The organism is Pseudomonas sp. G5(2012), from assembly GCF_000408945.1.
GTDB classification, from domain to species: Bacteria; Pseudomonadota; Gammaproteobacteria; order Pseudomonadales; family Pseudomonadaceae; genus Aquipseudomonas; species Aquipseudomonas umsongensis.
The window spans coordinates 37,435-49,996 of sequence record NZ_APIO01000026.1; the positions used below are offsets into that span (position 1 = coordinate 37,435).

Below are 12,562 nucleotides of genomic sequence, written 5' to 3' on the forward strand. Positions count from 1 at the left end.
ATCAGCCTGAAGTTGTGGGTTGCCCTGCACCATAGGACCCCACGTTGATTACGCACCCATCCATTCGCCACAATTTTGGTTAAAATACCGCCCCCTCAAATCGCCGACCCGACCCGATGAATTCAGAAGCGCTGACCACCCTCCATGACCATCTACTGACTGCCCTGGCAACGGCACCTGCGGAAACCCGCCGCCTGTTCCACGGCCGCGGCCGCTGCTGGCCAGGGCTGGAGCAAGTGACCGTCGACTGGTTGCAGGGCGTAGTGCTGGTGTCGCTGTTCAAGGAGCCGGAAGCGGCGCAGTTGGAGGCGTTGAAAGCTCTGCTGCTGCAGATCACCCAGTCAGCGACATGGACGCAATCCGGCGCCCACACCCTGCTGCTGCAACACCGCTACCTGCTGCAAAGCACTACCGAATGGTTGCTCGGGGAAGAAATCGACGAGCTGACGATTGTCGAAGGCGGCTTGAAGTACCGGGTGGACCTGGGGCGTAAACAGAACACCGGGCTTTTCTTCGACATGCGCTACGGCCGCGATTGGGTGCGCGCCAATGCCCAGGGCAAGCGCGTGTTGAACCTGTTCGCCTACACCTGCGGTTTCTCGGTGGCGGCCATCGAGGGCGGCGCGACCCACGTGGTCAACCTGGACATGTCCAGCCCGGCCCTGAGCCGCGGGCGTGACAATCACCGGCTCAACGGGCATGACCTGGGCAAGGTAACTTTTCTCGGCCACGACCTCTTCAAGTCTTGGGGCAAGGTGATCGGTAAGGGTCCGTATGACCTGGTGATCATCGACCCGCCGTCGTTCCAGAAAGGCAGCTTCCTGCTGACCAAGGACTACCAGCGGGTACTGCGTCGCCTGCCGGAACTGCTCAGCCCCGAGGGCACGGTGCTCGCGTGCATGAACGACCCGGCCTTCGGTGCGGACTTCCTAATCGATGGCGTCACCCGTGAAGCCCCGAGCCTGCGGTTCGAGCAGCGCCTGGACAATCCGCCGGAGTTTCCGGATGCCGATATCGAGTGTGGGTTGAAGGCGTTGGTGTTTACCCTGGCGGATTGAGCACCAAAGCAAACAACTCCCCATGCCCGTTCACGTTGAGCTTGTGATAGAGATTGCGCCGATGCACCTTCACCGTCTCCGGGGAAATTCCCATCCGCTGGGCGATGGCCTTGCTGGAGAAACCCTGGAGAATCAGGCGTGCGGTTTCGATTTCGCGCACCGACAATCGTGCATCGAAGCGATCGAGCAAGGCCGCCAGGTCCCCGGCTACGGCTTCGACCGTCGGGCCTTCCGGCGGTAGCAATTGCAGGTGCCGACGCATCGCCGCCAGCACCCAGTCGCGTACGCACAGCAGGCGTCCCTGCTCTTGCAGCGTGAAGCGTGTCGCACGTCCCAGGGACAAACCGAGGACGGCGCCGTCGACGTTGACCATGAACTGCAGTTCGTCCCCGCCTACCACCGTGCGAAAGTAGCTCAGGTAGTACTCGCTTTGCTGAAACTGGTCCGGCGCCACCGAGTCGAGGCTGTGCAAGCCATCGGCGATGCCGGCGCAGACGGCCAGGTAAAACGGATCGAGCAGGTACATGCCGGCGCTGTAGTCCGCCAGTTCTTCATGCTCATCTCCGCTACCCCTGGAGTCGAAATCGATCAGCAGGCGAGGCACCCGTCCCGGTCGCATCACCGCGACCAAGGCGTTGTCCAGCGGCACCAGCAAGCGCAGGGTGTCGACCAGCGCACGCCAGAATGCGTCCTGGCCCAACACGCCAAATACCCGCGCCAATCCCTGGTGCAGCGGTAACTCTTTCAACAACGCGTCCACGCACTACCCCTTTTGAGTAACCCATCATGGGAATGGGTAACGGCCACCCCGGTCGATACGCTGCAAGCTCCTGATCATCACCGGCCTGCAGCAGGCCAGGAGTGCCGCATCATGAGTGGTCACCGCTCGTATTTCAATCTGGGGCTGGGCGCCTGTCTGGTGGCTTCGCTATCAGCGGTTGCTGCCGATGGCCCTACCGTGCACGTGTACAACTGGTACGACTACATCGGCCCCAATACCCTGCATGACTTCAAGCGGGACACCGGTATCCAGCCGGTCTACGACACCTTCGACAGTGCCGAAGTCCTCGAAGGCAAACTGCTCACCAGCCGCAGCGGCTACGACGTGGTCGTGGCCAGCAACTTCAGCCTGCCAACCCTGATCAAGGCGGGCGCGCTCGCCCCTCTGCCCCGCGCCGAGATGCCCGATTTCAACAATATGGACACCGATCTGCTGGCGAAACTGGCCAACAACGATCCGGGCAACCAGTACGCCGTGCCGTATCTGTGGGGCACCAACGGCATCGGCTATAACGTGGACAAAGTGCGCGCCATGCTGGGCGACAAGGCGCCGGTGGATTCCTGGGACCTGGTGTTCAAGGAAGAGAACCTGGCCAAACTTGGCGAATGCGGGGTGGCGATGCTCGACTCGCCCGCGGAAATGCTGCCGGTCGCCCTGCACTACCTGGGCCTGCCGCCCAACAGCACTAACCCTGAAGACTACAAAAAGGCAGAAGCGCTGCTGCTCAAGCTGCGGCCACATATCGCCTACTTCAATTCGTCGAAGTTCATCAGTGATCTGTCCAACGGCAACATCTGCGTGGCAGTAGGTTGGTCCGGCGCCATGCTCGAAGCCAAGGCCACCGCCGAGCAGGCCGGCAATGGCGTGAAGATCGCCTACAGCTTGCCCAAGGAAGGCGCACCGGTGTGGTTCGACACGCTGGTGTTGCTCAAGGACGCACCGCATCCGCAACAAGGCCTGGCCTTCATCGACTACCTGATGCGCGCCGAGGTCATCGCCCCGGTCAGTAATCACCTCAACTACCCCAACGGCAACCGTAACGCGACAGCGCTGGTGGCCGAAGCGACGCGGACCAACCCGGCTGTTTATCCGTCGGCCGAAGCCATGGCCACGTTGTTCACCCTGCAACCCTTGCCGCCGGCCACCGAGCGTGTGCGCACGCGGATCTGGAGCAAGGTCAAGAACGGCCAGTAGCTGCACCACCGCCAATCCCTTGTGGGAGCGAGCCTGCTCGCGAAAGCGGAGTGTCAGTCGACATCAACCTTGCCTGATGCACCGCATTCGCGAGCAGGCTCGCTCCCACAGGTTCCGCGCCCGAACGATTACCTTTTTGTCATTACCTTGAAGATGAGAACCCCCATGAAACCACGTGCCCGCGATCTCAACATCCAGTTTGGCCAGTTGCAGCCCGGTCCCCTCAACGCGATCACCGACGTACCTGGCGTGCGGGTCGGTCATAGCGATGTACGCGGTCGCACCGCCAAGGGCCGCGATATCGTCACCGGGGTGACCGTGATCGAACCCCGTGCCGGTTCCACCAGCCAGCAACCGTGTTTTGCCGGGGTCCATGTGCTCAATGGCAACGGCGATGCCACGGGCCTTGAGTGGATTCGCGAAGCGGGTCTGTTGACCAGCCCGATCGCCTTTACCAACACCCATAGCCTGGGCGTGGTGCGCGATGCCTTGATCGTGCTGGACCGTGAGCAGCAACCTGACGACGGGCGGCTCTACTGGAACATGCCGGTGGTGCTGGAGACCTACGACGGCTTGCTCAATGACATCAACGGCTTCCACGTGAAGCCCGAGCATGTCGCCCAAGCCCTGCACGCGGCGGTCGGCGGCCCTGTGGCCGAAGGCAATGTCGGCGGTGGCAGCGGCATGATCTGTCACGAGTTCAAGGGCGGCATCGGCACCGCTTCGCGACGCTTGAGCAGTGCCCAGGGTGGCTGGACGGTGGGCGCGATCGTCCAGGCCAACCATGGCATTCGCAATGAGTTGCGCGTCGATGGCTACCCGGTCGGGCGCTACATGGAACAGGTCGACTCACCCTTTCTCAAGGCTGCACTGCCGCACCCGGGCATGGGCTCGATCGTGGTGTGCCTGGCCACCGACGCGCCCTTGCTGCCGCACCAATGCACCCGCCTGGCCCAACGCGCCAGCCTCGGCCTGGCCCGCACCGGTGGCGGCAATGAAGACCACAGCGGCGACATCTTCATCGCGTTCGCCACCGGCAACCAGCATGTGCCGCCAGCGGCTTACGAGAGTAAAAAAGCGCCAACCTGCGATAACCTGAGCATGGTCAATAACGATCACATCAGCGAATTGTTCCTGGCAGCCACCGAGGCTGTCGAAGAAGCCATCATCAACGCCTTGCTCGCAGCCGAAACGACGGAAGGTAACGGCCATGCGGTGCCGGGGCTGGATGCCGAAACGCTGCTCGAGGCCCTGAACCAGGCCGGTTGGCCCGGGAAGCACAATCGCAGAAGCTGACACTTGTGGGGGGATTCGACTAGTGGTACTTGAGACCGCCCCCCCATCTTCCTACGATGGAGTTGCGCAATCGCTTGCTTGTCCAAGCCGTTGCGTAGGTGGTGAGTGCACTGAACCCCTATCAAGCTCACCGCCTGCTTCATGCGCATCTTGAGCCTCAAGGGCTCTACTTCTCCCCATCAAAGAGCTTTGAGGCTCTTTTTTAACTGCGCGAAAACCAGACCTGAAAAAGCCCGGCACCTGGCCGGGCTTTGTGCATTCTTATACCCATCGCAGATCCCCCTGTTGGAGCGAGCATGTTCGCGAAAAACCTGAGCTCGCCGCGGGGTGTCAGTCTTATAGCGTTATCGTTAACGACCATCGCGACGGTGCGACGATTCGACATGCTCGCGCCTACAAGTTAAACGCTTTTTTCCAATCGCTCGCGGACAAACTCGTTGGCCTTGCGCGTCAGCTGGTCCAGATGCCGGTCACGTTGTTTCTCAGCATCGAGCATCGCCCGCTTGCCGTGCTTTTGCAGCAGATAGGTGTGAATCTGCCGCACCTCCAGTGAGCTATAGATGGGCGCCACATCCAGCAGCGCCCTCAAGCCGTCGCTGCCATGATCACGGGTGTTCATCAGCACCTGGGTGGCTCGCACGCCCACCACCTCGAAGCCAATCGACTCGAAGTACGGCACCTTCGCCACTGCGCACGCCAGTTCGGCATGCGGGTAACGACCGACCATCTCGCGCAGCATCCTGCGCGCAATCCCTTGTCGCCGATGACCGGCATCCACCGCCATATAGGCCACGCTGCACGCGTCGGGATCATCCTTGACCGGCAGGTACAACAGGAACCCTGTGACCTTGTCCGGATCGTCCAGGTCCGTGGCGACGATCAACTCCACCTCAATGCCTTTCGTCCCGTTCAAGGCCTCCAGATACAGATGCACTTCGTAGCCGATCGCGTACTGGTAGACGTTGTACAACAGGTTGCTCGGCGCAATGGCGACCATGCTGATGTCGGTCAGGTTGTCGACCACCATCTGCAGGATCTGACTGTTGACCGACTCAGGGCACGGGGTTTTGTAGTGGGTGATCTGGGGCATTGCGGGGATTGACTCCGGGGAATGGTCGCGACTGCCTATCATAGCGTGCCGGGCCGCGTTACTCGCCTGTCTTGATCGATTCATGAGCCACACGCATAACTCTACCGTTGAAAACCGCTAAAACTTTTCCCTGATCGCGCAGGTCAGTCAATGGATGAGGGCTGTAATCGCCAATCAACCATAGGAAACGCACCGATGCTCGACGTCATGACGATTTCCCGACGAGAACTCCTGATCGTGGGCGTGGTAACCGCAGCGGCCGTGATCCTGCCTCCGTTCATTTCTGCACAGGCATCGGCCGCCAACGCGGCGCACCCGGTCAAGACCAAACTGTCGATCTGGGTGAACGGTGCTCGGCAGGAAATGGAGTTTGACACCCGCACCACCCTGCTCGACCTGTTGCGCGAACACCTGCAGCTCACCGGCTCCAAGAAAGGTTGCGACCACGGCCAATGCGGCGCCTGCACGGTCATTGTCGACGGCCGGCGCATCAATTCCTGCCTGACCCTGGCGGTAATGCACGAAGGCGCGAAAGTCACCACTATCGAGGGGCTCGGAACGCCGGACCAGCTGCATCCGATGCAGGCGGCTTTCATCAAGCACGACGGCTATCAATGCGGCTATTGCACGCCGGGGCAAATCTGCTCGGCAGTCGCGGTGCTGGGTGAAATCCGCGATGGCATTCCCAGCCACGCCAGCCCGAATCTCACCGAACCACCCAGGCTGATCGCCAGCGAACTCCAGGAACGCATGAGCGGCAACATCTGCCGCTGCGGTGCGTACTCAAACATCATCGAGGCGATCACCGAAGTCGCGGAGGCCAGCGCATGAGACCTTTTAACTATCTGCGTGCGCAGTCGCCGGCCGAAGCCGCGTCGCTCTCTGCGCAGGTCCATGGCTCGCGATTCATTGCGGGCGGCACCAACCTGTTGGACCTGATGAAACTGGACATCGAGACGCCGACGCAACTGATCGACGTCAACCATCTGGCACTGGATCGCATCGAAGCCACGCCCGAAGGTGGCTTGAGAATCGGTGCGCTGGTCAGGAACACCGACCTGGCCGCCGACCCGCGCATCAGGAAAGATTACGCGGTACTCGCGCGCGCCCTGCTCGCTGGCGCCTCGGGCCAGCTGCGCAACATGGCCACGACCGCTGGCAACCTGCTGCAACGCACCCGCTGCCCGTACTTCTACGACACCCATCAGGCCTGCAACAAGCGCCAGCCCGGCAGTGGCTGCGCCGCCATTGGCGGATTCAGTCGGCAACTGGGCATCATCGGTGTCAGCGATGCCTGCATTGCCACCCATCCCAGCGACATGGCCGTGGCCATGCGCGCACTCGATGCCCAGGTTGAAACGGTTCGACCCGATGGCACGACACGCGTCATTGCCATCACCGACCTGCATCGATTGCCCGGTAATACGCCGAACATCGAAACCGCCCTGGCGCCCCACGAGCTGATTACCGCCGTGACGTTGCCGCCGCCAATTGGCGGCACGCACATTTACCAGAAAGTCCGGGACCGCGCCTCTTACGCATTCGCCCTGGTCTCGGTAGCCGCGGTGATCCAGAAGGACAGCTCCGGCCGCGTGGCCCTGGGCGGCGTCGCGCCCAAGCCGTGGCGTGTGGAGAGCGCTGAAACAGCGATGGCCAAAGGCGCAAAAGCGCTCTCGGAACAACTACTGGCCGGCGCCACCCCCACCCATGAAAACGCCTTCAAACTGACACTGGTCGAGCGCATGCTCGCTTCGGTGATGGCGCAAGCGAGGGCCCAGGCATGAAATTCGACACCCCGGCCACCACCAACCCCATCGACCAAGGCAAGGTCATCGGCCAGCCCACCCCGCGCATCGAAGGGCCGCTGAAAACCACTGGCCAAGCGCCCTACGCCTACGAACACCATGACGCCGTGCCGAACCAGGCCTATGGCGTGGTGGTCGGTTCAGGCATTGCCAAGGGGCGCATCGCTACGATGAACCTTGCGCCCGCCGAGTCGGCGCCCGGGGTGATCGCCATCGTCACCGCCGCCAATGCCGGCAAGCTCGGCCAGGGCAAATACAACACCGCCAGGTTGCTCGGCGGGCCAGAGATCCAGCACTACCACCAGGCCGTGGCCCTGGTGGTCGCCGAAACCTTCGAACAGGCACGCGCCGCCGCAGAACGGCTGGAGATTACCTACACAAGCACCGACGGTGCATTCGATCTGGCCAGCTCACGCGGCTCAGCGGTGGAACCCAAGGAGCAGATGGAAGACACCCTGCATGGGGATTTTGAAACGGCGTTCGCGGCGGCACCGGTGCAACTGGACGCCACCTACACCACGCCTGACCAGGCCCACGCGATGATGGAACCCATGGCCTCGATGGCCGCCTGGGACGGCGACCGCCTGACCCTGTGGACTTCGAACCAGATGATTGACTGGTCGGTCGCCGACCTGGCGACCACCCTGGGCATACCGAAGAAAAATGTGCGTCTGATCTCGCCGTACATCGGCGGCGGGTTCGGCGGCAAACTGTTTATCCGCGCCGACGCGCTCCTGGCAGCCCTGGGGGCGCGCATGGCCGGCAGACCGGTCAAAGTGGCGCTGGCGCGGCCGCTGATCTTCAACAATTGCACCCACCGCCCGGCGACCATCCAACGCATCCGCATTGGTGCCGGCAGCGACGGCAAGATCACCGCCATGGCCCACGAAGGCTGGTCCGGCGACTTGCCAGGCGGCAAGGTGGAACTTGCCGCGCAACCGAGCAAACTGCTGTACGCCGGGGAAAATCGTCGCGTGACCATGCGCCTGTCGACACTCGACCTGCCCGAAGGCAACGCCATGCGCGCACCGGGTGAAACGCCGGGCATGATGGCGCTGGAAATTGCCATGGACGAAATGGCCGAGAAGGTGAAACTCGACCCCGTGGAATTTCGCATTCTCAATGACACCCAGGTCGATCCAACGAAACCGGATCGGCCCTTTTCCCAGCGCCACCTGGTCGAATGCCTGCGCACCGGTGCCGAGCGTTTTGGCTGGGGCCAACGGCACACGCAACCGGCCACCCAGCGCGAAGATCGCTGGCTGATCGGCATGGGGGTTGCCGTGGCCTTTCGCAATAACCTGCTGGTGAAGTCCGGTGCTCGAGTCCGCCTGAATGATCAGGGAATCGTCACCGTGGAAACCGACATGACCGATATCGGCACCGGCAGCTACACGATCATTGCCCAGACGGCCGCAGAAATGCTGGGCGCCAGCCTGGACAACGTGGTCGTGCGCCTGGGCGACTCGAGCTTTCCCGTTTCGGCGGGCTCCGGTGGACAGTTTGGCGGCAACTGCTCGACGGCGGGGGTGTATGCCGCCTGCGTCAAGCTGCGTGAGGCCGTTGCGCAACGCCTGGGGGTGAAGGTCAACGAAGCGCAATTCGCCGATGGCGAAGTGCGCGCGGGTGGTAAAAGCGTGCCGTTGCGCGATGCGGCGAAGTCGGGCGAACTCGTCGCCGAAGACAGCATTGAATTCGGCGAGCTGAGCAAGCAGTACCAGCAATCGACCTTCGGCGCGCACTTCGTTGAAGTCGCGGTCGACAGCGCCACCGGGGAAACCCGCGTGCGCCGAATGCTGGCGGTGTGCGCGGCCGGGCGCATTCTCAACCCGACGTCGGCCCGCAGCCAGGTGATCGGCGCGATGACCATGGGCGTCGGCGCGGCGCTGATGGAGGACCTGGTGGTGGACAAACGCCTGGGCTTTTTCGTCAATCATGACCTGGCCGGGTACGAGGTGCCGGTGCACGCCGACATCCCCCACCAGGAGGTGATTTTCCTCGATGAGACCGACCCGATGTCCTCGCCGATGAAAGCCAAGGGGGTTGGCGAACTGGGTATTTGCGGGGTCAGTGCCGCCATCGCCAACGCGGTGTACAACGCCACGGGAATTCGAGTGAGCGACTACCCGATCACGCTGGACAAGCTGCTGGATAAGCTGCCTCCGATGATTTAAGCGCCGGTATCGGAGAATGGCTGACCGATCTACGCTTCGCGTGGGAGCCTGCGGTGCCGCAGGCCTTCAGCAGAATCGACAGGACCTTGAGCCCAATGCGGCGTTTGGAACAGTCGCTGGCCAAGGTAGGGCGAGCGATGCCTGAGGTCACTTTTTCGAGCGTGTCCTGCAACCGCGCGAGACCTTTCCCGAAGCCACCCATTTCCATCAGGTTTGCGATGGCCGCATGCAAATTTATTGACGGCTGCGCCAATGCGTTTTTCTTTCCGGGGCAGTACTACGACTATCGCTGGCCACTGTCGGTGTCGTTGGCCAACACGTTGATGGTCACCGGCTGGCCGTTGTTGCTAGCGGCGCTTACAGGATTGGCCACCGGTTTCTGGTTCCGACCTTCCCGATACCGAGCCCGACCGCAACCGTACGTTCGGCCTTCGGGCAGACGGTTACGGTGCCGACAGTGGAGCACTGAAGCGCTTGGCGCCCGGACCATGCAAGGTGGACCGGGCGCCACGCAACCGCACCATCAACAGATCTTGTTCACGGGTTTGTAGGCCCCCGCCAGATAGACATCCACGTGATTTTTCGGCCGATAATTGCTGACTGTGATCACCCGTTGCTGCACGGTGTCATCGATGCATTCCTGGCCAAAACATGTCTTGCCGATCGGCCGGAAATAGCGCGCGTTCAACAGTCGGTAGGTGCCACCCAGGAAGTCCTGATAGGAGTCGGTGATCTCCGGAAGCGCGTTCGGCGGCCGGGGGATTTTTTTCGGATTGAGCTCCAGTCCGCACTCCATCGCCTTGTTCGCCATCCAGCGCAAGGGTATATCCGACAGCGAGTTATCGGCATAACCGCCACCCACGTTGGCATGCGCGCCACAGAACCAGACCTGCTCCATCACTTGATTTGGCTTGGCAATCGGGTCCCATAAGGTGCATTCGTAGTTGGCCCGATGCTCGTCGATGGCGACGGCATGGAAGGCATTGCGCACAATCCCGCTTAGCTCGGTGTCGTGAAACTCGTAGTACTTGTGGTTAAACCACTCGGCCGATTTGAACGGCACGCCCAAGGCGCCGACCGTGTCCCAGACACCCAGGAAATGGATATCGATTTCCCGGGAATAATTCTGGCGAAAGAACTGGGCGTTTTCCGTATCCGCGCTCGAATCGCGGGTGCGGTACAAGGTATAGGCCTCATCGATGCGATCGATGTGCTTTTTCGTCAGCAAGCCGACGTTGCGGATCAGCCCCACCAGGCTACGCGCGGAATAGGCACCGCGACTGAAGCCGAAAATGAACACCTGGTCGCCCTCCTCGTACAGCTTGGCCAGGGCGACATAACCTTCCTTGATTTTCTTCGACAGCCCCACTCCGAAGGCCCCGCCTTCGAGCTTGTCGTACCAGTCGGTGCCCACGCCGGCGACATAGATTTTCTTCTGCGGCGTGCCGTCCTTGTGGCTGGGGAGGATCGCGTCATGCAGCTTGACCACATTGGTGCTGGCGTCGCCATCGATCTCCGGAGCCTGATCAGGCAGGTTCCAGGTGCCGTCGAATGCGACGATGATTTTCTTTGGCATATTCATCTCCCGTCACTGTTCACTACCCCTGCACGCTCGCTAGCGCTGTGGCGCGACCATGCGAAACTGGATATTGATTTCGTTGGAAACAAAACTGTCGGCCCACTCACCTTCCCCGATCTTGAAGTCATTGCGCTTGAGCGTCAGCTCGCCGACGAAGATCCCGACACCGCCCTCGGCCTTGAGCAGGACCGGCACATCCACCTTGCGCGTCAGGCCTCGCAGCGTCAGATTGCCGGTAATCAGGTAGCGGTCTTTGCCGAAATCCTTGATGCGCGTTGATTCGAAGGTCGCCTGCGGATAGCGCTCGGTGTCGAACCAGGCAGGCTTTAGCAGCTCGGTATTGGCGTCTTCACTACCGGCGTCGATGCTGGTCAGATCGATGGTCAGATGGGCGTGAGCTGCCTCGGGGCGGGCGGTATCGAAATCAAGGGTGCCGACAAATTCCTTGAATGTGCCAAAGGCTCGCGTTCCCATCTGGTTGTAGGTGAACCTGATAGTGCTGGCCTTGGCATTCACATCCGAGTATTCAACAGCGCCACCCTGCGCAGGAACGCCCAACGCAAGCAGGGCAACCAGGGACGAAAAACGCAGGAATCGAGAGTTCATGGAACACTCCGGGCCGGGGCGCCCTCATGGGCAAGTGTCGAACACACGCAAGCCAGCAACAGGAGGACTAAAGCAAAGAACGACCGTTTATTCCACTGGCCGCACCGATTTGCGACCACTCGTCCCTACATTCCCCACGCCCGTTGCAACAACCCGATGACCTCGGCATCCGACGTCTGGGAAAAATCCATGTACCAATGCCCGATCGACATGAACCAGTCGGGTATGATCGGGCAGATCAACTCATCCACTTCACGGCGCAACGCCTGGACCGTTTCAACCGGCCCCACTGGCACCGCCACCACGATGCGCGCCGGCGCCTGCACACGCACCGCTTGCACTGCCGCCAACATCGAGGCCCCTGTCGCCAACCCGTCGTCGATCAGAATTACCACCTGGCCCTTGAGCTGCACCGGCGCCCGCGTGCCTCGGTAAACCTGCTCGCGACGCAACAGCTCCCGGGTTTCCCGGGCGACCACGGCCTCGAACGCGGCCTTATCAATGGGGTGAGCCCGCAACGCCTGTTCATTACGAATTTCGATACCGCCACTGGCAATGGCGCCCATGGCGTACTCCGGGCGGGACGGAACACCCAGCTTGCGCACCAGCATCAGGTCCAGGCGCACGCCGAGCGCCGTGGCCACTTCATAGGCCACCGGCACCCCGCCCCGCGGCAAGGCCAAAACGATTACATCGGCGCGATGGGCATAGGGGAGCAACGGCTCCACCAGGCGTCGACCGGCGTCGATGCGGTCCCGCAGGATGGATTGCGATGACTGATTCATTTGAAAACCTCCCCGGGCGATCAACACCTGTCAGTTCGCATCACATCATCAATTGTCGGTTCGACGGTGACTGGCAGCAAGCTCGAACACGAGGACAATGCTCAACCGCAATTCCTTGTGGGAGCGAGCCTGCTCGCGAAGACGGCCTGACAGCCGATCCATCTCTCACGGCTGCACCGATCCACTGTAGGAGC

Annotated in this window: 11 protein-coding genes and 1 pseudogene; 6 read left to right on the forward strand and 6 right to left on the reverse strand. The window is 61.6% G+C overall.

From position 1 onward, the window contains the following. Nucleotides 1–116: 116 nt before the first annotated feature. The gene (locus tag PG5_RS08830) at nt 117–1,058 is read left to right on the forward strand and encodes a class I SAM-dependent methyltransferase (RefSeq protein WP_020796760.1); all 942 of its coding nucleotides are present in this window, start codon (nt 117–119) and stop codon (nt 1,056–1,058) included. Here PG5_RS08830 and PG5_RS08835 read toward each other — a convergent pair. Continuing rightward, on the reverse strand, nt 1,042–1,818 hold the full coding sequence (locus PG5_RS08835; protein WP_020796761.1) for a helix-turn-helix transcriptional regulator: 777 nt from the start codon (nt 1,816–1,818) through the stop codon (nt 1,042–1,044). The genes PG5_RS08830 and PG5_RS08835 overlap by 17 nt on opposite strands. Nucleotides 1,819–1,929: 111 nt before the next feature. Between PG5_RS08835 and PG5_RS08840 the strand changes: the two genes are divergently transcribed. After that, on the forward strand, nt 1,930–3,033 hold the full coding sequence (locus PG5_RS08840; RefSeq protein ID WP_020796762.1) for an extracellular solute-binding protein: 1,104 nt from the start codon (nt 1,930–1,932) through the stop codon (nt 3,031–3,033). 165 nt (nt 3,034–3,198) lie between these two features. Further along, the gene (locus tag PG5_RS08845) at nt 3,199–4,329 is read left to right on the forward strand and encodes a P1 family peptidase (RefSeq protein WP_033044657.1); all 1,131 of its coding nucleotides are present in this window, start codon (nt 3,199–3,201) and stop codon (nt 4,327–4,329) included. Nucleotides 4,330–4,729: 400 nt separating this feature from the next. Here PG5_RS08845 and PG5_RS08850 read toward each other — a convergent pair whose 3' ends face one another. Further along, a complete protein-coding gene (locus PG5_RS08850) occupies nt 4,730–5,419 on the reverse strand; it encodes a GNAT family N-acetyltransferase (RefSeq protein WP_020796764.1) in 690 nt (229 codons plus the stop codon). Nucleotides 5,420–5,626: 207 nt separating this feature from the next. On the opposite strand from PG5_RS08850, the gene paoA reads away from it, so the two are divergent. The 3 genes from paoA to paoC are packed head-to-tail and all read left to right on the forward strand — an operon-like array spanning nt 5,627 to nt 9,398. Continuing rightward, complete coding sequence (gene paoA / locus PG5_RS08855; protein ID WP_033043576.1) at nt 5,627–6,250, forward strand: aldehyde dehydrogenase iron-sulfur subunit PaoA; 624 nt, start codon at nt 5,627–5,629, stop codon at nt 6,248–6,250. Beyond that, nucleotides 6,247–7,203 (forward strand): xanthine dehydrogenase family protein subunit M, encoded by a 957-nt coding sequence (locus PG5_RS08860; RefSeq protein ID WP_020796767.1) that lies wholly within the window; start codon nt 6,247–6,249, stop codon nt 7,201–7,203. Before paoA ends, PG5_RS08860 begins: the two co-directional genes overlap by 4 nt. Continuing rightward, nucleotides 7,200–9,398: an aldehyde oxidoreductase molybdenum-binding subunit PaoC gene (paoC, locus tag PG5_RS08865; RefSeq protein ID WP_020796768.1), complete on the forward strand. Its 2,199-nt coding sequence runs from the start codon at nt 7,200–7,202 to the stop codon at nt 9,396–9,398. Before PG5_RS08860 ends, paoC begins: the two co-directional genes overlap by 4 nt. Nucleotides 9,399–9,696: 298 nt before the next feature. On the opposite strand, the pseudogene PG5_RS35275 reads toward paoC, so the two are convergent. From PG5_RS35275 to PG5_RS08880, 4 genes and pseudogenes are all read right to left on the reverse strand, one after another. Then, nucleotides 9,697–9,792: pseudogene (locus PG5_RS35275) on the reverse strand (hypothetical protein); the annotation flags it as partial. A 129-nt stretch (nt 9,793–9,921) separates the two neighbouring features. Beyond that, nucleotides 9,922–10,974, reverse strand: a complete 1,053-nt coding sequence (locus PG5_RS08870) for a DUF2235 domain-containing protein (RefSeq protein ID WP_020796769.1) — start codon at nt 10,972–10,974, stop codon at nt 9,922–9,924. 39 nt (nt 10,975–11,013) lie between these two features. Then, a complete protein-coding gene (locus PG5_RS08875; RefSeq protein WP_020796770.1) occupies nt 11,014–11,583 on the reverse strand; it encodes a YceI family protein in 570 nt (189 codons plus the stop codon). Nucleotides 11,584–11,708: 125 nt separating this feature from the next. Continuing rightward, nucleotides 11,709–12,368, reverse strand: coding sequence for a phosphoribosyltransferase (locus PG5_RS08880; RefSeq protein ID WP_020796771.1), 660 nt, complete (start codon nt 12,366–12,368; stop codon nt 11,709–11,711). Nucleotides 12,369–12,562: the final 194 nt, after the last annotated feature.

Bases quoted from the DNA above. Each gene is read 5' to 3' on its own strand.
- PG5_RS08830 (WP_020796760.1), top strand. From the start codon at position 117: ATGAATTCAGAAGCGCTGACCACCCTCCATGACCATCTACTGACTGCC.
- PG5_RS08840 (WP_020796762.1), top strand. From the start codon at position 1,930: ATGAGTGGTCACCGCTCGTATTTCAATCTGGGGCTGGGCGCCTGTCTG.
- PG5_RS08845 (WP_033044657.1), top strand. From the start codon at position 3,199: ATGAAACCACGTGCCCGCGATCTCAACATCCAGTTTGGCCAGTTGCAG.
- PG5_RS08850 (WP_020796764.1), bottom strand. From the start codon at position 5,419: ATGCCCCAGATCACCCACTACAAAACCCCGTGCCCTGAGTCGGTCAAC.
- paoA (WP_033043576.1), top strand. From the start codon at position 5,627: ATGACGATTTCCCGACGAGAACTCCTGATCGTGGGCGTGGTAACCGCA.
- PG5_RS08860 (WP_020796767.1), top strand. From the start codon at position 6,247: ATGAGACCTTTTAACTATCTGCGTGCGCAGTCGCCGGCCGAAGCCGCG.
- paoC (WP_020796768.1), top strand. From the start codon at position 7,200: ATGAAATTCGACACCCCGGCCACCACCAACCCCATCGACCAAGGCAAG.
- PG5_RS08870 (WP_020796769.1), bottom strand. From the start codon at position 10,974: ATGCCAAAGAAAATCATCGTCGCATTCGACGGCACCTGGAACCTGCCT.
- PG5_RS08875 (WP_020796770.1), bottom strand. From the start codon at position 11,583: ATGAACTCTCGATTCCTGCGTTTTTCGTCCCTGGTTGCCCTGCTTGCG.
- PG5_RS08880 (WP_020796771.1), bottom strand. From the start codon at position 12,368: ATGAATCAGTCATCGCAATCCATCCTGCGGGACCGCATCGACGCCGGT.